General features: G+C 68.8%; 16 protein-coding genes and 3 pseudogenes. 12 read left to right on the top strand and 7 right to left on the bottom strand.

Going from position 1 to position 18579, the window contains the following annotated elements; translation table 11 throughout:
* Positions 1-6: 6 nt before the first annotated feature.
* From purN to KIV56_RS08125, 6 genes and pseudogenes are all read left to right on the top strand, one after another.
* Positions 7-600: a phosphoribosylglycinamide formyltransferase gene (gene purN, locus KIV56_RS08150; RefSeq protein ID WP_281535850.1), complete on the top strand. Its 594-nt coding sequence runs from the start codon at positions 7-9 to the stop codon at positions 598-600.
* A pseudogene (gene purH / locus KIV56_RS08145) lies at positions 597-2275 on the top strand (bifunctional phosphoribosylaminoimidazolecarboxamide formyltransferase/IMP cyclohydrolase). The gene purN and the pseudogene purH overlap by 4 nt, the downstream one beginning before the upstream one ends.
* Positions 2276-2613: 338 nt before the next feature.
* On the top strand, positions 2614-3558 hold the full coding sequence (locus KIV56_RS08140) for a mechanosensitive ion channel family protein (RefSeq protein ID WP_281535849.1): 945 nt from the start codon (positions 2614-2616) through the stop codon (positions 3556-3558).
* An 80-nt stretch (positions 3559-3638) separates the two neighbouring features.
* Positions 3639-4499: a hypothetical protein gene (locus KIV56_RS08135; protein WP_348648512.1), complete on the top strand. Its 861-nt coding sequence runs from the start codon at positions 3639-3641 to the stop codon at positions 4497-4499.
* Positions 4500-4887: 388 nt separating this feature from the next.
* Positions 4888-6787, top strand: a pseudogene (locus KIV56_RS08130) (ABC transporter ATP-binding protein).
* The gene (locus KIV56_RS08125) at positions 6784-8589 is read left to right on the top strand and encodes an ABC transporter ATP-binding protein (RefSeq protein ID WP_281535848.1); all 1806 of its coding nucleotides are present in this window, start codon (positions 6784-6786) and stop codon (positions 8587-8589) included. Before KIV56_RS08130 ends, KIV56_RS08125 begins: the two are co-directional and overlap by 4 nt.
* A gap of 134 nt (positions 8590-8723) precedes the next feature.
* On the opposite strand, the gene KIV56_RS08120 is transcribed toward KIV56_RS08125, so the two are convergent.
* On the bottom strand, positions 8724-9218 hold the full coding sequence (locus KIV56_RS08120) for a PTS sugar transporter subunit IIA (RefSeq protein ID WP_281535847.1): 495 nt from the start codon (positions 9216-9218) through the stop codon (positions 8724-8726).
* Complete coding sequence (locus KIV56_RS08115; protein WP_281535846.1) at positions 9215-9448, bottom strand: PTS glucose/sucrose transporter subunit IIB; 234 nt, start codon at positions 9446-9448, stop codon at positions 9215-9217. Before KIV56_RS08115 ends, KIV56_RS08120 begins: the two co-directional genes overlap by 4 nt.
* Before the next feature lie 260 nt (positions 9449-9708).
* Between KIV56_RS08115 and KIV56_RS08110 the strand changes: the two genes are divergently transcribed.
* From KIV56_RS08110 to nagA, 4 genes and pseudogenes are all read left to right on the top strand, one after another.
* Entirely contained in the window at positions 9709-10455 is a 747-nt protein-coding gene (locus KIV56_RS08110) for a GntR family transcriptional regulator (protein ID WP_281535845.1), read from the top strand.
* An 83-nt stretch (positions 10456-10538) separates the two neighbouring features.
* Positions 10539-11783 (top strand): PTS transporter subunit EIIC, encoded by a 1245-nt coding sequence (locus KIV56_RS08105; protein WP_281535844.1) that lies wholly within the window; start codon positions 10539-10541, stop codon positions 11781-11783.
* An 83-nt stretch (positions 11784-11866) separates the two neighbouring features.
* A complete protein-coding gene (locus tag KIV56_RS08100) occupies positions 11867-12652 on the top strand; it encodes a glucosamine-6-phosphate deaminase (RefSeq protein WP_281535843.1) in 786 nt (261 codons plus the stop codon).
* A 4-nt stretch (positions 12653-12656) separates the two neighbouring features.
* A pseudogene (gene nagA, locus KIV56_RS20330) lies at positions 12657-13818 on the top strand (N-acetylglucosamine-6-phosphate deacetylase).
* Here the strand turns inward: nagA and KIV56_RS08085 are convergent.
* The 4 genes from KIV56_RS08085 to KIV56_RS08070 all read right to left on the bottom strand — a co-directional run bounded on the left by KIV56_RS08085 (position 13815) and on the right by KIV56_RS08070 (position 15545).
* Positions 13815-14252 carry a cupin domain-containing protein gene (locus KIV56_RS08085; protein WP_281535841.1) on the bottom strand — a complete coding sequence of 146 codons (438 nt, stop codon included), beginning with the start codon at positions 14250-14252 and terminating at the stop codon, positions 13815-13817. The pseudogene nagA and the gene KIV56_RS08085 overlap by 4 nt on opposite strands.
* Before the next feature lie 111 nt (positions 14253-14363).
* Complete coding sequence (locus KIV56_RS08080) at positions 14364-14705, bottom strand: cytoplasmic protein (RefSeq protein WP_281535840.1); 342 nt, start codon at positions 14703-14705, stop codon at positions 14364-14366.
* 45 nt (positions 14706-14750) lie between these two features.
* Positions 14751-15074 (bottom strand): MGMT family protein, encoded by a 324-nt coding sequence (locus KIV56_RS08075; RefSeq protein WP_281535839.1) that lies wholly within the window; start codon positions 15072-15074, stop codon positions 14751-14753.
* An 18-nt stretch (positions 15075-15092) separates the two neighbouring features.
* Complete coding sequence (locus KIV56_RS08070; protein ID WP_281535838.1) at positions 15093-15545, bottom strand: GNAT family N-acetyltransferase; 453 nt, start codon at positions 15543-15545, stop codon at positions 15093-15095.
* Between the two features lie 154 nt (positions 15546-15699).
* Here KIV56_RS08070 and KIV56_RS08065 point away from each other — a divergent pair, with 154 nt between their 5' ends.
* Positions 15700-16914 (top strand): NADP-dependent isocitrate dehydrogenase, encoded by a 1215-nt coding sequence (locus tag KIV56_RS08065; protein WP_134449974.1) that lies wholly within the window; start codon positions 15700-15702, stop codon positions 16912-16914.
* Positions 16915-16988: 74 nt separating this feature from the next.
* On the opposite strand, the gene KIV56_RS08060 is transcribed toward KIV56_RS08065, so the two are convergent.
* A complete protein-coding gene (locus tag KIV56_RS08060) occupies positions 16989-17783 on the bottom strand; it encodes a putative protein N(5)-glutamine methyltransferase (RefSeq protein WP_281535837.1) in 795 nt (264 codons plus the stop codon).
* Between the two features lie 172 nt (positions 17784-17955).
* Here KIV56_RS08060 and KIV56_RS08055 point away from each other — a divergent pair, with 172 nt between their 5' ends.
* A complete protein-coding gene (locus KIV56_RS08055) occupies positions 17956-18495 on the top strand; it encodes a hypothetical protein (RefSeq protein ID WP_281535836.1) in 540 nt (179 codons plus the stop codon).
* Positions 18496-18579: the final 84 nt, after the last annotated feature.

The raw sequence follows: 18579 nt of genomic DNA, 5'->3' as shown, positions 1-18579 counted from the left end.
CGACCAGTGCTGTCATTGGTCGTATTGATTTCCGGCGGGGGATCCAACCTCCGTTCCCTCCTGGAAGCGTGCCAGGACGCCGAGTACCCGGCGCGCATCGTCGCGATCGGCGCGGACCGGGATGCGGACGGCCTCGACCTCGGTGAAGAGTTCGGCGTGTCCACCTTCACGGTTCCGTACAGCTCTTTCTCGTCTCGCGAGGAGTGGGGCGACGAACTGCTCGCTGTGATCCAACAGTGGTCGCCCGACCTCGTCGTGCTGAGCGGCTTCATGCGCCTCCTGCCCGCCCGGGTCGTCGCCGCACTGTCCCCGCACCTGCTCAACACGCATCCGGCCTACCTGCCCGAGTTCCCGGGAGCCCACGGGGTGCGCGACGCGCTCGCCGCCGGTGTTCCCGAGACCGGCGCCAGCCTCATCGTCGTCGACACCGGTGTCGACGACGGCCCCATCGTCGCGCAGGAGCGGGTTCCGGTGCTTCCGGATGACACCGAGGACTCCCTGCACGCCAGGATCAAGATCGTCGAACGACGCCTGCTCGTGCAGGCCGTTCTCGACATCGCCAACGGAAACACGAACCTCAAGGAGCACTCCCAGATATGAGCGGGCACAGCAACGACCAGAGCCTTTACCGCGAACGCGATGTCGTCCCGGTGCGGCGGGCGCTCATCTCGGTGAGCGACAAGACCGGCCTGGTCGAGCTTGCGGCCGCCCTCGTGGCGACCGGCGTCGAAATCGTGTCGACGGGGTCGACCGCTGCGAGCATCCGTGCCGCCGGCTTCGCCGTGACCGATGTCGCCGCCGTCACGGGCTTCCCTGAGTCCCTCGACGGCCGGGTCAAGACCCTGCACCCCGGAGTGCACGCCGGTATCCTTGCCGACCTGCGGCTCGCCGCCCACGAGGCCCAGCTCACCGAGCTCGGCATCGCGCCCTTCGAACTCGTCGTGGTGAACCTGTACCCCTTCGTCGAGACCGTGAACTCCGGTGCTCCTGCCGCTGAGGTCATCGAGCAGATCGACATCGGCGGGCCCGCACTCGTGCGCGCAGCGGCGAAGAACCACCCGAACGTCGCGATCGTGGTCGACCCGGAGAACTACGGCGAGATCGTCACCGCCGTTGCGGCAGGGGGCACGACGCTCGAGCCTGCGCCGCAAGCTCGCCTCGCTCGCCTTCGAGCACACGGCCGGCTACGACCTGAGCGTCTCCGCGTGGTTCACCGAGAACGTCTACGACCAGTGGCAGGACGACACCGAGGCCCTCGACGAGGCCATCCTCGACGAGTTCGACGCCGTGATCGGCACCGCATTCGACGACGAAGGCCCCTTCCCCGGCACCCTCGCGATCGAGGCCACCCGAGGCAGCGTGCTGCGCTACGGCGAGAACTCGCACCAGGCCGCCGCGCTCTACCTCGGCGAAGGCGGAGAAGGCATCGCCCAGGCGGTGCAGCGCCACGGCAAGGAGATGTCGTACAACAACTACGTCGACGCCGACGCCGCCGTGCGCGCCGCCTTCGACTTCGCCGAACCGGCCGTCGCCATCATCAAGCACGCCAACCCGTGCGGCATCGCCGTGGCCAACCCCAAGGCACCGGATGCGATCGCCTCCGCCCACAAGCGCGCTCACGACTGCGACCCGGTCTCCGCCTTCGGCGGGGTCATCGCGGCCAACCGCATCGTGACCCTCGGCATGGCCGAGACCGTCAGCCAGATCTTCACCGAGGTGCTCGTCGCACCCGGCTTCGAGCCGGCCGCGTTCGAACTGCTCAGCCAGAAGAAGAACATCCGCCTGCTCGAGCTTCCGGAGAACTACCACCGATCCTCGCTCGAGCCTGCGCCAGATCTCCGGCGGGCTGCTCGTGCAGGAAACCGACTCCTTCGAGGACTTCGACTCCTCCACCTGGACCCTGGCAGCCGGCGAGGAGGTCGACGCGGCCACTCGCGCAGACCTCGAGTTCGCGTGGAAGGCGTGCCGGTCCGTGAAGTCGAACGCGATCCTGCTCGCCCGCTCCGGGGCATCCGTGGGCGTGGGAATGGGCCAGGTCAACCGGGTCGACTCGTGCCACCTCGCCGTGCTGCGGGCCGGGGACAGGGCCGCAGGCTCCGTGGCAGCCTCCGACGCGTTCTTCCCGTTCGCCGACGGTCTGCAGGTGCTGCTCGAGGCCGGCGTCACCGCGGTCGTGCAGCCGGGCGGCTCGGTGCGCGACCCCGAGGTCATCGCCGCGGCCACGGAGGCGGGCGTCGCGATGTACTTCACCGGGGAGCGCCACTTCTTCCACTGATCCGCGGAGGCTCCTGCCAGCGGGATCTGGCACGATGGAAGGGTCCGGGTCGCCAATCGGGGTTCCGGGCGGAGGGACACCCGTGCCGTTGCTCGATGGTTTCATTGAACCCACCTTCCTGATCGCGTTCGTCGTCGCGGTGATCAGCGCCTTTGTGATCACCGCGATCGCCGCGTTCGTCTTCCGGATGGCCGCGCGCAAGCGGGCCTGGGCGCGCACGTTCATCCGCCTGTGCCGGCGTCCGTTCCGGATCGTGATCCTGGTCGGAGCCCTCTGGATCGCCACGTCCGTGTACCTGGTCACGACACCGGAGCCTGACCCTCGCCGTCGACTTCATCATGCGCGCCCTGTTCATCGCTGCGGCGACCTGGCTCCTCGCGGCACTGCTGTACTTCTTCGAGGAGGTCATCGCCGCCCGGTACCGCATCGACGTGCGGGACAACCGGGTGGCCCGGCGGGTCCGCACCCAGCTGCGCATGCTCCGCCGGATCAGCGTCGTCGTGGTCATCGTCTGCGCGATCGGCACGGTGCTCCTGAGCATCCCCGGTGCCGCGGCGGTCGGGGCGAGCCTCTTCGCCTCCGCGGGACTCCTGAGCGTCGTCGCGGGCCTCGCCGCCCAGTCGAGCCTTGCCAACGTCTTCGCCGGGATGCAGCTCTCCTTCAGCAACGCCCTACGCGTCGACGACGTCGTCATCGTCGAGAACGAATGGGGCAGGATCGAGGAGATCACCCTCACCTACATCGTCGTGCACATCTGGGACGACCGGCGGATGGTGCTCCCGTCCACGTACTTCACGACGACCCCGTTCCAGAACTGGACCCGTCGCACGAGCGAACTGCTCGGCTCCGTCGAGTTCGACGTCGACTGGCGGGTCAGCACCGGGGCGATGCGCGAGGAGCTCAACCGGATCGTCGCGCAGACCGAGCTCTGGGACCGGCGGGTCGCCGTGCTCCAGGTGACGGATGCCGTCGGCGGCTTCGTCCGCATCCGGGTGCTGGTCTCGGCCGGGGATGCCGCGATGCTCTGGGACCTGCGCTGCATCGTGCGGGAGAACCTGGTCGAGTGGCTCGTCGCCGAGAACCCGGACGCCCTCCCGCTCGGTCGCGTCGAGGTGCGTCAGCCAGCCCGCCCGTCCGGGGCCGCGGCTCCCAGGCCGGCGGGGGCACAGCGCCCGGTCACCGAGGCGCCCGGCCTGTTCTCCGGCGACTCCGAGGCCGTGCACCGCGGCGAGGAATTCACCCGCTCGATGCCGATCCAGGAAGTCAACGACCAGAAATTCTGACCCGGCCGGCGCGGGGGCGCGAGGTCGGCCGACCCCCTGACCCACCCTGCTGACTCCGTTCTGACCCATACACTGTCGGGATGGACATCCCCGCACTCGACCCCGCCGCCCGCCGGATCGCCCTGGTCCGCCGCCCCGCGGACAACCTCGCCGAAGGCCAGCTCACGCACATCGAGCGTGTCCCCGTCGATCTCGCGCTCGCCCGCACGCAGTGGGCCGGTTACGTCGCAGCGCTCGCCGCGGAGGGCTGGAACACCGTCGAGGTCGAACCCGCCCCGCTGTTGCCGGACTCCGTCTTCATCGAGGACGCCGTGATCTCGTTCGGCGACATCGCCGTCGTCACGAGCCCTGGCGCGCCGACCCGCCGTGACGAGACCGGTGGGGCAGCGGATGCCGTCCGCGACCTGGGCATCCCGGTGCACCACCTCGCACTTCCCGGCACCCTCGACGGCGGCGACGTGCTCAAGATCGGCCGGACCGTGTACGTCGGCCGGAGCCTCCGCACGAACGACGCGGGCATCGACCAGGCTCCGCGACATCGTGTCCCCGCTCGGCTACACCGTCGTCGCGGTCCCGATCAGCAAGGTGCTGCACCTCAAGTCCGCCGTCACGGCACTGCCCGACGGCACCGTGATCGGCTATCCGCCCCTCGTCGACGATTCCACGGTGTTCGAACCCTTCCTTCCGGTCCCGGAGGAATACGGCACGGCCGTCGTCGTGCTCGGGCCGGACGCCGTGCTGATGTCGAGCGCGGCCCCGCTCTCCGCCGCCCTGTTCGCCGCGCGAGGCTACCGCGTCGTCACCGTCGACATCTCAGAATTCGAGAAACTCGAGGGCTGCGTCACCTGCCTGAGCGTGCGCATCCGCTGACCCGGAACCCGCACCTCAAACGGGTGCTTGCGTCCAGACGGGGTGTGGCCGTACTCTGGAAGGCTGCCTGACCCGGGGAGCACAACGAGGATTCGACGCGCTCAGGAGGCCGACATGACACAGACAGCACAGCCACAGCTCGCGATGGATGCGACCACTGGCGCTGGCTCTGCCGTCCGCGAGAGCGCGGCCTAGCCACTCGATCCGCACCGTGCGCCGGCTCCCTCCTCCCGCACCCCGCCCGTAACCCGCAGCCCGCGACCGGCATCCCGCCGTCGCGCCCGTACGGAAGCGCCCAGCTTCCCGCCCGCTGTCGAACGCGACCCGACGCGACTTCTTCGACTCCTCGACGCCCCTGCAGCCCCGGGGCCTCGCTCAGCACCAGGTATCCGAACAGGCTCCACTCGTGACCCAGATCACACCCACCCCCCTCCTCTCGAAACCACACCACTCACTCCTATGGACCAGACTCCGAACCCCGCGACCGATTCGACGACCACGACCACGGCTGCGGCCCTGGCCGCACCTGCCGGTGAGCAGCCCCGGAAGCGGGCGAGCACGCTGCGCACCCTCCTGCGCCTGTTCCCCTATGTGCGTCCCGCGCTGCCCCGGCTCGTCCTCGGCATGGTCGCGGCCCTCCTGGCGGCCGTCGTCGCCCTCGCGATCCCGCAGGTGCTGCAGGGCCTCGTCGACGGCGCGCTGTCCCGGCAGGACCCCTCCGGGATCTGGCCGGCCGTGCTCGTGATCCTCGGCCTCGGCGTGCTCGAGGCGATCCTGATCGCGCTCCGCCGCTGGTTCGTGCTGGTCCCGGGCACCCACGTCGAGGCGAGCATGCGCAACGCCCTGTACGCGCGCCTCCAGGACCTGCCGGTCTCCTTCCACGACCGCTGGCCGAGCGGGCAGCTGCTCTCCCGCGCGGTGAGCGACCTGAACCTGATCCGGCGCTGGATCTCCTTCGGCCTGGTCCTCCTGGTCGTCAATATCGTCACGATCGTGATCGGCGCCGCGGTGCTCGTGTCGATGAACTGGATCCTCGGCGTCGTCTTCATCGTCTGCTCGGTGCCGCTCTGGATCGTCGGGTACCTGTTCGAGGAGAAGTACTCCGTCGTGGCCCGGCGCAGCCAGGGACCAGGCCGGCGACCTCGCGACCGCCGTCGAGGAGTCCGTCCACGGCATCCGCGTGCTCAAGGCCTTCGGGCGCGGCGGCTTCGCGCTCAAGAACTTCTCCCAGCAGGCCGAAGACCTTCGCGGCACCGAGATCGAGAAGGCGCGCGCGATCGCGGGCATCTGGCTCTGGCTCCTGATGGTGCCCGATGTCGCGTTCGCGCTCTGCCTCGTCGCCGGAGTCTGGCTCGCCGCGCAGGGCGAGCTCAGCGTCGGCGGCCTCGTCGCGTTCTTCGCGACGGCGACGGTGCTCCGCTGGCCGGTCGAATCGATCGGGTTCCTGCTCTCGATGACCTTCGACGCCCGGACCGCGACCGACCGCTACTTCGACGTGCTGGATGCCCCGAACAGCATCACCGACCCCGACCGGCCGGTCACGCTCGCCGCCCCCCCCGGCAGGCTCGCTTTCGAGGACGTGCACTTCCGCTACCCGGACTCGCCCGCGCGGTTCCCCGACCTGCTCGACGGCGTCAACCTCGTTCTGCAACCGGGGGAGACCATGGCCCTCGTCGGCCTGACCGGGTCGGGCAAGTCCACCCTCACCGCCCTCACCACCCGCCTCTACGACGTCACCCAGGGCAAGGTCACGCTCGACGGCGTCGACGTGCGCGCGTTCGGTCGCGAGGACCTGCGCGGCCACCTCGCGATGGCGTTCGAGGACGCGACGTTGTTCTCGGCATCCGTGCGCGACAACGTGCTGCTCGGCCGGCCCGAGTTCGCCGAGCGGTCGGCGGCAGCGGATGCCGCGCTCGAGGAGGCCCTGCAGGTCGCGCAGGCCGGGTTCGTGCGTGATTTGCCCGACGGCGTCGACACCCTCGTCGGCGAAGAGGGCATGAGCCTCTCCGGCGGCCAGCGCCAGCGGATCGCGCTCGCCCGCGCGGTCGCGGCGAAGCCGGCTGTGCTCGTCCTCGACGACCCGCTTTCGGCCCTCGACGTGGACACCGAGTCCCTCGTCGAGGCCGCGCTCCGCGAGGTGCTCGCCTCCACCACGGCACTCATCGTCGCGCACCGGCCCTCGACGGTCACGCTCGCCGACCGGGTCGCCCTGCTCGAGGACGGCCGGATCACCGCGGTCGGCCGCCACTCCGAGCTCCTGCGCACCAACGAGCACTACCGGTTCGTGATCTCGAGCCTGGAAGACGAAGAACGTCGAGACGCCACCAGGCAGAACGCACGAGAGGAGGCCGCACGATGAGCGTCATCGGAGTCGAAGGCGAAGAACGCAACAACTTCACCACGGCCGAGAGCAAGCAGATCCGGGCGCGCTCGCTGCGCCTGCTCGGCTCCCTGCTGCGCCCGGTGCGCTGGCGGGTCACCGCGGCGATGCTCATCGTGGTGCTCTCCACCGCGGCGCAGGTCGCCGGTCCCGCCCTCATCGCGTACGGGATCGACCGGGGGCTGCCCGCCCTGCTCGCCCAGGACTGGCTCCCGCTCGCGGCGACCGGCGGGGTCTACCTCATCACCGGAGTGATCGGCGCGATCCTGATCGCCTGGTACACCATGATGTCGGCGAGGATCAGCCAGGCCGTGCTGATCGACCTCCGCAAGCGGGTCTTCCTGCAGACCCAGCGGCTCAGCCTCGAGTTCCACGAGTCGTACACCTCCGGGCGGATCATCTCCCGGCAGACGAGCGACCTCGACGCGATCCGCGAGTTGCTCGACTCCGGTATCAACCAGCTCGTGCAGGGCCTGTTGTACATGGCATTCACGGCGATCGCGCTCGTGACCCTCGATGGCATCAGCGGCCTCGTGCTGCTGGGCTCCCTGGTCCCGCTGTTCGCCCTCACCCGCTGGTTCCAGGTGCGCTCGCAAACGCTGTTCCGTCGGTCCCGGACCGCATCGGCGAGCCTCATCGTGAAGTTCGTCGAGACCATGACCGGCATCCGCGCCGTCAAGGCGTTCCGGGCGGAGAAACGCAATGAGGAGGTCTTCGGCGGCCTCGTCGAGGACTACCGGAAGGTGAACGGCCGGGTGATCCAGCTGTTCGGGATCTTCGACCCCGGCCTCATCCTGATCGGCAACGTCGCCGTCGCCGTAGTGCTCCTCCTCGGTGGATTCCGCGTCGTCGACGGGCAGCTCGCGATCGGCGCGCTGCTCGCGGCCCTGCTCTACACCCGGCGGTTCTTCGACCCGATGGAGGAGATGGCGATGTTCTACAACTCCTACCAGTCCGCCGCTGCGGCGCTCGAGAAGATCTCCGGAGTGCTCGAAGAACTCCCGGGCGTGCCGGATCCGACTGCTCCCGTCGACCTGTGGGAGGCGCGCGGCGCCCTCACCTTCACCGGGGTGCGCTTCGAGTACCAGTCCGACCGGGTCGTGCTGCCGACCTTCGACCTCGCGATTCCCGCCGGGCAGACCATCGCCCTCGTCGGTTCGACCGGGGCGGGCAAGTCGACGCTCGCCAAGCTGATGGCGCGGTTCTACGATCCCACCGACGGCCAGGTGTCGCTCGACGGCGTCGACCTGCGCCGGCTGCACCCGAAAGACCTCCGCCGCGCCATCGTGATGGTCACCCAGGAGGCGTACCTGTTCAGCGGGTCCGTCGCCGACAACATTGCGATCGGCAAACCGGATGCGTCCCCCGCCGAGATCGTCGCGGCGGCGAAGGCCGTCGGTGCGCACGAATTCATCGAGAACCTCCCCGGCGGCTACGACACCGACGTGAACAAGCGCGGTGGCCGGGTGTCGGCCGGGCAGCGCCAGCTGATCTCGTTCGCGCGGGCCTTCCTCGCGAACCCTGCGGTGCTGATCCTCGACGAGGCGACGTCCTCGCTCGACATCCCGAGCGAGCGGCTCGTGCAGCAGGCGCTGCAGACCCTGCTCGCCGACCGCACGGCCGTCATCATCGCGCACCGGCTGTCCACGGTCGCCATCGCCGACCGGGTGCTCGTGATGGAGCACGGGATCATCGTCGAGGACGGCGCCCCCGACGACCTGATCGACGGCACCGGACGGTTCGCCCAGCTGCACGCGGCCTGGCGGGAATCACTCGTGTAGCGGCATCCGCCGGTATGAGAGCGGATGCTGTTCCGCGAGAGTACGAAAATGGCCCCTTCGCAGCGCGCGAAGGGGCCATTTCTCCGCTCTCGCGAACCAGCTTGTCAGGGACCAGCTTGTCAGGGACCAGCCCGTCAGGAGGTGACGGTGAGGAAGAGGTCGCCGGTGGCAAGGTCGGCGCCGGCTGTGACGGCGTCAGCGAGGGCGATGTTCTCCGCTGTGCGCTCGAGGATGATGACCGGCACGATGGGATTGCGTCCGCCGGCCACGACGGCCGCGGAGTCCCATGTCACGATCACGTCGCCGGCCGCAACCTGGTCGCCCTGCTTCGCCCGCAGCGTGAAGCCCTCGCCGCGGAGCTCGACCGTGTCGATGCCGAGGTGGACCAGGACCCCGATCCCGTCGGGGGAGAGGATCACGTAGGCGTGCGGGAAGACCTTGAGCAGCTTGCCGCTGATCGGCGCGATCGCGTCGATCATGCCGCGCGGCGGGTCGATCGCGGCGCCGGGGCCCACGATCGCCTGAGCGAACGTGGGGTCGGGGACCTCGCCGAGGTCGACGGCGCGGCCGGGGACGGGCGCAAGGACGACGACGGGCGTCACGAGGACGACGGGGGCCCCACGGCTCACAGGAGGTCTTCGATGTCTTCGGCGAGGTTGTCGGCCTCTGGCCCGACGACGACCTGGACGATGGTGCCGGACCGGAACACGCCGTGGGCGCCCGCCGCCTTGAGCGCCGGCTCGTTCACGAGGGCCGGGTCCTTCACCTCGGTGCGCAGTCGGGTGATGCACGCCTCGATCTCGACGAGGTTGCCTGATCCGCCGAGGCCGGCGAGGATTTGCTCCGCTTTGCTGCTCATGGTGTTACCTCCAGTGATGGTGGGCCGGGAACCGGTCGCACGGGCCGGGATACGCGTGAAGCGTTCCTGCCGTGAGCCAAGTCTGCGCCCTGTCTGATTCGGTTTCGGGTGTTCTCAGAGAACCCGAGCGGCTGGGGGTCTTGACAAGCAGGGTGCCGCGGCTTCATCATCGAACTATTGGATCGTACCAGTACGGACCAGAAAGCGAAAGTGGTCCTATGCTGGTATCTACACCCCAACCATCCGGAGGACGCAGCGAGATGACCGACATCGATGAGGTCCCGGTCCTGGAATCAGGACCGGTCTCCAAGCACGCCCAGTTGCGCTCGATCCTCGAGGAACTCGTCGAGACCAGCCTCGCTCCCCACGCCGCGATCCCGCCGGAGCGAAAGCTCATGACGCGCTACGGCGTCAGCCGCTCGACGGTGCGCGAGGCGATCCGGCAGCTCGTCGAGGAGGGCGTCCTCTACCGCGTGCAGGGCAAGGGCACCTTCGTGGCCGGCGAACGCGTGCAAAGTGACCTGCACCTCGCGTCTTTCACCGAGGACATGCGTCGGCGCGGACTCGTCCCCGCGACGATCGTGCGCTCGTCCCGGCTGATCGAGGCGCCCCTCGCCGTGCGGGCGGCCCTCGGCCTCAAAGCAGGCTCGCTGGTGCTCGAGATCGAACGGCTGCGCCTCGCCGATGGCGTGCCGATGGCGCTCGAGCGCGGCTACTATCCGGCGGACCTGCTCCCGGATCTCGACGCCAAGGACCTGACCCGGTCCCTCTACGCGACGTTCGCGACCGAGTACGGCCTCCGGATCGACAACGCCGAACAGGCGGTCTGGGCAGAGGGCGCCGATGCCCTGCTCGCCGCCACCCTCGGCATCGCCGCCAACGCCCCCGTCATGGTCTTCCGTCGGACCTCGTCCGCCGGGTCCGCTTACCTCGAACACGTCACGTCGTGGTACCGGGGCGACCGGTACCAGATCCACATGACGCTCAACCTGCAGCACCAACCCTGACCCACAGACCAGCCTGACGTACAGCCCATCCACCCACCATCCAGACCATCCAACCCAACCAACGCACCACCAGGAGGAGATCCATGTCCAGCATCACCGTAGACGCCGGGACGAAACGGCCGTTCCCCGGCCTCGCGCAACTTCAACGAGTCGGTCGCAGCCTCATGCTGCCGATCGCGGCATTGCCGGCGGCCGGCCTCTTGCTCCGGCTCGGCCAGCCGGACCTGCTCGGGCGCATCCCGGGCTTCGAGACCGGAGCGGCCGTGATCGCCTCGGCAGGCGGCGCCCTCTTCGACGCGCTGCCGCTCCTCTTCGCGGTCGGCGTCGCGATCGGCTTCGCGAAGAAGTCCGACGGCTCGACCGCGCTCGCCGCGGTCGTCGGTTACCTGGTCTTCTCCAAGGTCGGAGAGGCGATGTCGCCCCTCGTCCTGGGCCTTCCCGCAGAGGGCGGCAAGCAAGTCCTCGTCAATTACAGTGTCCTCGGCGGCATCCTGATCGGTATCACCTCCGCCCTGCTCTGGCAGCGGTTCCATCGGATCTCGTTGCCGAGCTATCTCGCCTTCTTCGGCGGCAGGCGCTTTGTGCCGATCATCACCGCCGGAACGGCACTCGTGCTCGGCGTCCTCCTCGCGTTCGTCTACCCGGCATTCGCGACCGGTCTCTCCGCATTCGGCGAGTTCGTCTCCTCGAACAACATCTGGGGCGGCTTCCTCTACGGCACGACCAACCGTCTGCTGATCCCGGTCGGCCTGCACCACATCCTCAACTCGGTGATGTGGTTCGTGATCGGCGACTACAACGGAGCCCACGGCGACATCGCCCGGTTCTTCGCCGGTGACCCCACCGCCGGTTCGTTCATGACCGGGTTCTTCCCGATCATGATGTTCGCGCTGCCGGCAGGCGCCCTCGCCATCTGGCACGAGGCCAAGCCGTCGCAGAAGAAGATCGTCGGCGGCATCATGCTCTCCGGCGCCCTGACGGCACTCCTCACCGGAGTCACGGAGCCCCTCGAGTTCTCCTTCATGTTCGTCGCCTTCCCGCTGTACCTCATCCACGCAGTACTCACCGGGTCCTCGCTGGCTCTCGTGAATGCGCTCGGGATCCGGGACGGCTTCACCTTCAGCGCCGGCACCTTCGACTACGTCCTCAACTTCGGACTGGCCGAGAAGCCGCTTCTGCTCATTCCGATCGGACTGGCGTACGCCGGCATCTACTACTTCCTGTTCCGCTTTGTGATCCGCAAGTGGAACCTCAAGACCCCCGGTCGCGGCGACGACGAGGTCCCCGACGCGACCGTGCCCGACTCCGCGTCGTCCACGGCCGTCTAAACCCACCAACGCCGGGGTCGCGGGCGTGCCCGTGACCCCGGCAGTACCACCACGCATCATCATTGTGAAACTGGAGCAGAACATTGGCTGAAGTAATCGTCCTCGACACCGAGACCGCAGCGGGAACGCTTGCGGCGGCATCCATCCGCGCCCTGATCAGGCGCAAGCCGGACGCCGTCCTCGGCCTGGCCACCGGATCGACGCCGCTCTCCGTGTACGCGGCGCTCGCGGCCTCCCTCGCGGAGGAACCCCTCGACATGTCCCGCGTGCGCGGCTTCGCCCTCGACGAGTACGTCGGGCTTCCCGCGGGCCACCCCGAGAGCTACCGCGCCGTCATCACTCGCGACGTCGTCGTGCCCCTCGGGCTCGACCCCGCGAACATCCGCACCCCGAACGGCGACGTGGCCACCCTCGAGACTGCCGGACTCGACTACGAGGCCGCCATCGTCGCGGCCGGCGGGGTCGACGTACAGATCCTCGGCATCGGGCAGACCGGCCACGTCGGCTTCAACGAGCCCGGCTCCTCCTTCGCGTCCGTCACCCGGATCAAGACCCTGACCGAGAAGACCCGGATCGACAACGCGCGTTTCTTCGCCTCTCCCGACGACGTGCCGATCCACTGCATGACTCAGGGCCTCGGCACCATCCGCCGTGCCAGGCACCTCATCCTGCTCGCGTTCGGTGAAGAGAAGGCGGATGCGATCGCCGCGGCCGTCGAGGGACCGGTCAGTTCCAGCAAGCCGGGTTCGGTCATCCAACTGCACCCGCACGTGACGGTCCTCGTCGACGAGGCAGCGGCATCCCGCCTCGCCAACCGGGACTACTACGCATACGCCTACGCCCACAAGTACGCCTGGCAGGGAATCTAACCCCGTGGCCGACTCGATTCTGCTCAGCGCCGGCACCGTCGTCGCCGCGGACGCCGTGCACACCCCGGGCTGGGTCGAGGTCAGGGCCGGACGGATCGACGCCGTCGGTGCCGGCAAGCCGCCGCGGGTCCCCGATGCTCACTACCCGGACGGCATCCTCGCCCCCGGCTTCGTCGACGTGCACAACCACGGCGGCGGCGGCTACAGCTTCAACGACACGGACACCGCCCTCGCGGCGGCAGGGATCGCGGCGACCCACCGGCAACACGGGACGACAACGCTGATGGCGAGCCTCGTCACGGCGCCGCTCGAGGACATGGAACGCCTCGTGGCCGACCTCGCCGACCACGTCGACTCCGGCCTGCTCGCGGGCATCCATCTCGAGGGGCCCTGGCTCAGCCCTGCCCACCGGGGCGCCCACACGGCGGAGCCTGTTGCGGGTGCCCGACCGGGAGAGCATCGATCGCCTCATGCGCGCCGGCCACGGCACGGTGCGCATGGTCACGATCGCCCCCGAGCTCCCCGGCGGACTCGACGCCGTCCGGCGGATCGTCGGCTACGGAGCGGTCGCCGCGATCGGCCACACCGACGCCAACTACGACATGACCAGGCAGGCCATCCAGGCCGGCGCCACGGCCGGGACGCACCTCTTCAACGCGATGCGTCCCCTGCACCACCGGGAACCAGGGCCGTCACTCGCCCTGCTCGAGAACCCCGCATTGTTCGCCGAACTGATCGCGGACGGAGTGCACCTGCATCCCGCGGTCGTCCGCTTCATCACGGAGAGCCCCTCCCGACCGGTGTTCGTGACGGATGCGATGGCCGCGGCCGGCGCAGACGAGGGCGAGTACACCCTCGGTGGGCTCCCGGTCAGCGTGTCGGACGGCGAAGCACGCCTCGCGGACGGGACGATCGCCGGGAGCGTCCTCACCCTGAGCGAGGCCGTCCGGTTCGCCGTGCACACGGCCGGCGTCGACCTCGCCACCGCGGTGCGCGCGGCCACGCAGAACCCGGCAGACATGCTCGGACTCACCGGCTGCGGCCGCCTCGCCGCGGGGCAGCCGGCCGACCTGATCGTGCTCGACGCCGGACTCTATGTCACCGCGACCATGCGGTCAGGCGACTGGTGCCGTGCCGGCCTGAGCCGGCACGGGACACCGGCCTAGGCGAAGCCCCAGGCCTTCTCTTCGTCGCTCGAGGCGTCGGACAACGGGATCCCGATCAGCGGGCGCGGCGCCGGCCCGAGCGGATGCATGCTCGGGTCGGGGGCCCGCACGGCCTGTTCCTTGAGTTCGACGAAGATCGCATGGGCCGGCGTGGTGCCGATGTTCACGCCGGCGTGTTCCTGGGCGGGGAGCCAGGCCGTCTCGCCGGCCGGGAGCTCGACATCGACCTCGCGGCCCTCGAAGGACAGCCGCCGGGCGTATGCGCTCAGCGTGATCATCACGCTGTCTGGATGCTCGTGCGGGTTGGTGGTGTCGCCGGGAGCATCGAGGAATTCGAGCACGCGAACGCGGTCGTTTTCGAGGAGTACCCGGTAGACGCCGGGATCCGTCACGAGCGGGTCGAGGGGGTGGGTGGCGTTCTGTTCACTGGACATGCCGCACGCTAACACCGATTGCTTGCGACGCGCTAGGAGAAGCCCCAGACGTTCGCCTCGTCGTCGGTGTCCGGAGCGGAGGGGGCGATGGACTGCGGCCCGAGCGGCCGCTCACTGGTGAGCGGGTGGGGATGCCGCGCCAGGCTCCTTGAGCTCGATGAAGATCGAGTGCGTGTCGGTCTGGCCGGTGTTCGCACCGGTGTGCTCCTGGGCGGGAAGCCAGCGTGCGACCCCGGCGGGAAGCTCGACGTCGACGGTGCGGCCGTCGGACGAGATGCGCCGGCTGAACTCGCTCAGGGTGACCATGACGCTGTCCGGATGCCGGTGCGGCGCCGTCGCGGCACCGGGCGTGTCCCGGTACTCGAGCACGCGCACGCGCTCGTTCTCGAGGATCACCCGGTAGAGGCCCGGGTTGGTGACGACAGGGTCCTGAAAGCCTTCTTCGCTGTCCATGGGGGGCACGGTACCCGCTGCCGGCGTTGCCCGCGAGGTGCGTTTTCAGGACGGTGACCAGCGCGCGACCGCATAGTCGACCCGGTAGCCGGCCGCCGCGGTGCTCGCCAGGACGAGGGGCGTGCCCTCGGCTCGGTAGTGCGGCAGCGCCCTGGCCTCGTGAGCGACCGGCGGGTGGCCGCCGGCCCGGATCACTCGCCACCAGGGGACATCCGCCCCGTAGTGCGCCATGATCTGGCCGACGACACGGGCGCCCCGGGAACCGAGCACCGCCGCGACGTCGCCGTACGTCATCACTCGCCCGGCGGGAATCGAGTCGACGATGCCGAGGACGTTGGTGACGAAATCGCTGTCGGGGGCGAGGCGCATGGACCGGGGCCGCGGCCGTTAAAGCTTGAGCGAACCGATCGTCTCGCCGTACGCGGTCTCGCCGATGTCGACGAAGCCGATCCGGTGGAAGAAGGACTCCGGTCCTTCTTCTCCGGGTTCCCAGATCACGGTGATGTGGTCGAACCCGCGCTTCCGGGCCTCCTCGGCGAGCGCGTCGGCGGCAAATTTGCCGACGCCCTTGCCCTGGGCGCTCGCGTCGACGTTGATGCGCCAGATGCAGGCACGGAATTCCTCGTGCTGCGAATCGGGGTCGAAATTGCCGTGGATGAACCCAGCCACCTCACCGTCGAGCAAGACGACGCGCTGCCACGCGGTCGCGGGGTTGATCACGGAAACCGCCACCGCGTAGGAGACCGGAGCGATGTACAGCTCCTGGCCCGGTTTGAGACTGAGGCTATTGGCCGCAACAATGTTGCGTGCGGACAGTTCTTCCAGACGTAGTTCACCCATGGCAACAGGCTAACCTGCGGCCGACCGGCGTGGTAGTCGGGTTTTGTGCGCCGGGCCGAACCGCACCGAAAACTGTCTCGATGTCGAGACAGTTGCGGAGGGCTTGTAGAATTGGCTCGGCCAAGCGGCCGCGCACCATTCTGAGGAGAATTCATTGGCGAAGATCAAGGTTGAAGGCACCGTCGTCGAGCTCGACGGGGACGAGATGACGCGCATCATCTGGCAGGCCATCAAGGACACGCTCATCCACCCGTATCTCGACATCGACCTCGAGTATTACGACCTGTCGATCCAGAAGCGCGATGAGACCGACGACCAGATCACGATCGACGCGGCCCACGCCATCCAGAAGCACGGCGTCGGCGTCAAGTGCGCGACCATCACCCCGGACGAGGCCCGGGTCGAGGAATTCGGCCTCAAGAAGATGTGGGCGTCGCCCAACGGCACGATCCGCAACATCCTCGGCGGCACCATCTTCCGCGAGCCGATCATCATCTCCAACATCCCGCGCCTGGTTCCCGGCTGGAACAAGCCGATCATCATCGGGCGCCACGCCTTCGGTGACCAGTACCGTGCCACGAACTTCCGCTTCGAGGGGGAGGGCACGCTCAGCATGACCTTCACGCCGAAGGACGGCTCCGAGGCGCAGACCTTCGAGGTCTTCCAGTCACCGGGCAGCGGCGTCGCGATGGGAATGTACAACCTCGACAGCTCGATCCGCGACTTCGCCCGTGCCTCGCTCAACTACGGCCTCGTGCGCAACTACCCGGTCTACCTGTCGACCAAGAACACCATCCTCAAGGCCTACGACGGCCGGTTCAAGGACATCTTCCAGGAGATCTTCGACACCGAGTTCAAGGCCCGCTACGAGGCTGCCGGCCTCACCTACGAGCACCGCCTGATCGACGACATGGTCGCATCCGCCATGAAGTGGGAAGGCGGCTATGTCTGGGCCTGCAAGAACTACGACGGCGACGTGCAGTCGGACACCGTCGCACAGGGCTTCGGCTCGCTCGGTCTCATGACGAGCGTGCTCTCCACCCCCGACGGCAAGGTCGTCGAGGCCGAAGCGGCCCACGGCACCGTGACCCGGCACTACCGCCAGCACCAGCAGGGCAAGCCCACCTCGACGAACCCGATCGCCTCGATCTACGCCTGGACCCGCGGCCTCTCGCACCGGGCCAAGCTCGACGGCAACCCGGCGCTCGCCGAGTTCGCCGAGACCCTCGAGGACGTGGTCATCAAGACCGTCGAAAGCGGCCAGATGACCAAGGACCTCGCGCTGCTGGTCGGCCCGGAGCAGGGCTACCAGACGACCGAGGAATTCCTCGCCGCCATCGCCACGAACCTGCAGACGCGCCTGGCGTAACCACGGCACGTTCCGAAAAGGGCCCCGACCAGACGGTCGGGGCCCTTTTCCGTGCCTGGGGGCGGATGTCCCGGTCAGGCGCTGGGGCGGGTGCCGATCACGACGGTCCCGTCGACGTCCTCGTGGTGCGCGCTGCGGGGGACCAGGCCGTTCCTGGCGAACAACGCGCTCGTGACCGGCGCCTGCCGCGCACTCGTCTCGATCAGGAGACTCCCGCCGGGGGCGAGCCAGCCGGCGGCGGCCGCCGCGACCCGACGCTGCACGTCGAGCCCGTCCGTGCCGCCGTCGAGCGCCAGCCGATGCTCGTGCACCCGGGCCTCCGGCGGCATCCGTTCGATGGAGCGGGTCGGAACGTATGGCGCGTTGACGAGCAGGAGCGCGATGCGACCGCGCAGGTCCGCGGGCAGCGGGGCGAAGAGATCGCCCTCGACCACGGTCCTTCCCGGGAGATTGACGCGGGCGCAGCGGACCGCGACCGGGTCGAGGTCCGCTGATATCAGGTCGAGGCCCAGCCCAGGCCGCGCCGAGAGCAGGGCGGCGCCGACCGCTCCCGTGCCGCAGCAGAGGTCGACGACGATCGCGCCGGCCTCGGCGAGCCCGGCGGACTCGCGCACGAGGGCCTCGGTGCGGCGCCGCGGCACGAAGACGCCGGGCTCGACGTGGATCCGCAGCCCGGAGAAGAGCGCCCAGCCGAGCACGTACTCGAGTGGTTCCCCGCCGGCCCTCCGCTCGAGAAGGTGCTCGAGTTCCGCCGCCGACCGGGCCTCGGCGAGGAGGAGTTCCGCCTCCTCCTCCGCGAAGACGCAGCCCGCCGCACGGAGGCGCGCCACGACGGCGGGGAAGGACGCTGGGGGATCGACCAGGGGCACGCGGAACCTTTCCCGTCGGGTATCGTGCGCGGCATGCGCACGGCCGGCGAATGCCCATAAAATTAGGGCGAGAGACACAGTTTCTCACCTGGAGGAGAAAGCGGCGCGGCATGGCACCTGAACGGCATTCGGTGTCCCGTGCGCGACCCTCGCGTCGGATACGGCGCCGCGGATGAACGCCATGGAACGGATCATCGACGAGGGCCTCCTGATCGCCCTCTCCGCTGTGCGGATGGCCGTGAAAAACCACATCATCGTCGGGGCGCTCCGCGAACACGACAACTTCGACGAATCGTCTTATGAGGCGGTCGCGCGCGACGAGTTACTCCACCTCGCCGTGCAGAACGAAGAGGATGCCGTCCGCGTCGCGCAAGAACGACGGGAACTCGCGTCGCGGCGCTGGTCGCAGGGCTTCACCGAGGATGAGCGGCTCGACCTCGGCAGGCTCGCCCGCCGTCGTCGCGCCCACAAGGGCCTCGCCCTCATCCTGCACACGGTCGCGAACGACGACGAGAAACTCGCCACGATCGTCGAGGATGCGCAACACGACGCGAGTTACGAGATCCGGAAGGCCCTCGCCGCACGCCTGATCCGGCAGACCATCGACGGCCACGCCCCCGGCTATGCGCGGATGCGTGAGGAACGGATCAAATACCTGCTCGCGATCGATTTCGCCATGCTTCGGGATCGGACATCGGGCACGAATCCATAGCGATTCTTCGGCTTTCACGACCACGGCTCACCTAGGATTGAAACAATTCAGGTCGTTGCTCTTGCTCCATCTTTCCCGCCCGAT

Origin of the sequence: Cryobacterium breve, from assembly GCF_027594785.1 — a bacterium.
GTDB lineage: Bacteria > Actinomycetota > Actinomycetes > Actinomycetales > Microbacteriaceae > Cryobacterium > Cryobacterium breve_A.
The sequence above is the reverse complement of the archived record's forward strand: the minus strand, read 5'-3'. Positions and strand labels throughout refer to the sequence as shown.

Excerpts from the sequence above, each read along its gene's own strand:
- KIV56_RS08115 (WP_281535846.1), bottom strand. The coding sequence starts at position 9,448 with ATGAGCAGCAAAGCGGAGCAAATCCTCGCCGGCCTCGGCGGATCAGGC.
- KIV56_RS08055 (WP_281535836.1), top strand. The coding sequence starts at position 17,956 with ATGAACGCCATGGAACGGATCATCGACGAGGGCCTCCTGATCGCCCTC.
- KIV56_RS08075 (WP_281535839.1), bottom strand. The coding sequence starts at position 15,074 with ATGCGCCTCGCCCCCGACAGCGATTTCGTCACCAACGTCCTCGGCATC.
- KIV56_RS08125 (WP_281535848.1), top strand. The coding sequence starts at position 6,784 with ATGAGCGTCATCGGAGTCGAAGGCGAAGAACGCAACAACTTCACCACG.
- KIV56_RS08105 (WP_281535844.1), top strand. The coding sequence starts at position 10,539 with ATGTCCAGCATCACCGTAGACGCCGGGACGAAACGGCCGTTCCCCGGC.
- KIV56_RS08070 (WP_281535838.1), bottom strand. The coding sequence starts at position 15,545 with ATGGGTGAACTACGTCTGGAAGAACTGTCCGCACGCAACATTGTTGCG.
- KIV56_RS08135 (WP_348648512.1), top strand. The coding sequence starts at position 3,639 with ATGGACATCCCCGCACTCGACCCCGCCGCCCGCCGGATCGCCCTGGTC.
- KIV56_RS08140 (WP_281535849.1), top strand. The coding sequence starts at position 2,614 with ATGCGCGCCCTGTTCATCGCTGCGGCGACCTGGCTCCTCGCGGCACTG.
- KIV56_RS08080 (WP_281535840.1), bottom strand. The coding sequence starts at position 14,705 with ATGGACAGCGAAGAAGGCTTTCAGGACCCTGTCGTCACCAACCCGGGC.
- KIV56_RS08110 (WP_281535845.1), top strand. The coding sequence starts at position 9,709 with ATGACCGACATCGATGAGGTCCCGGTCCTGGAATCAGGACCGGTCTCC.
- KIV56_RS08085 (WP_281535841.1), bottom strand. The coding sequence starts at position 14,252 with ATGTCCAGTGAACAGAACGCCACCCACCCCCTCGACCCGCTCGTGACG.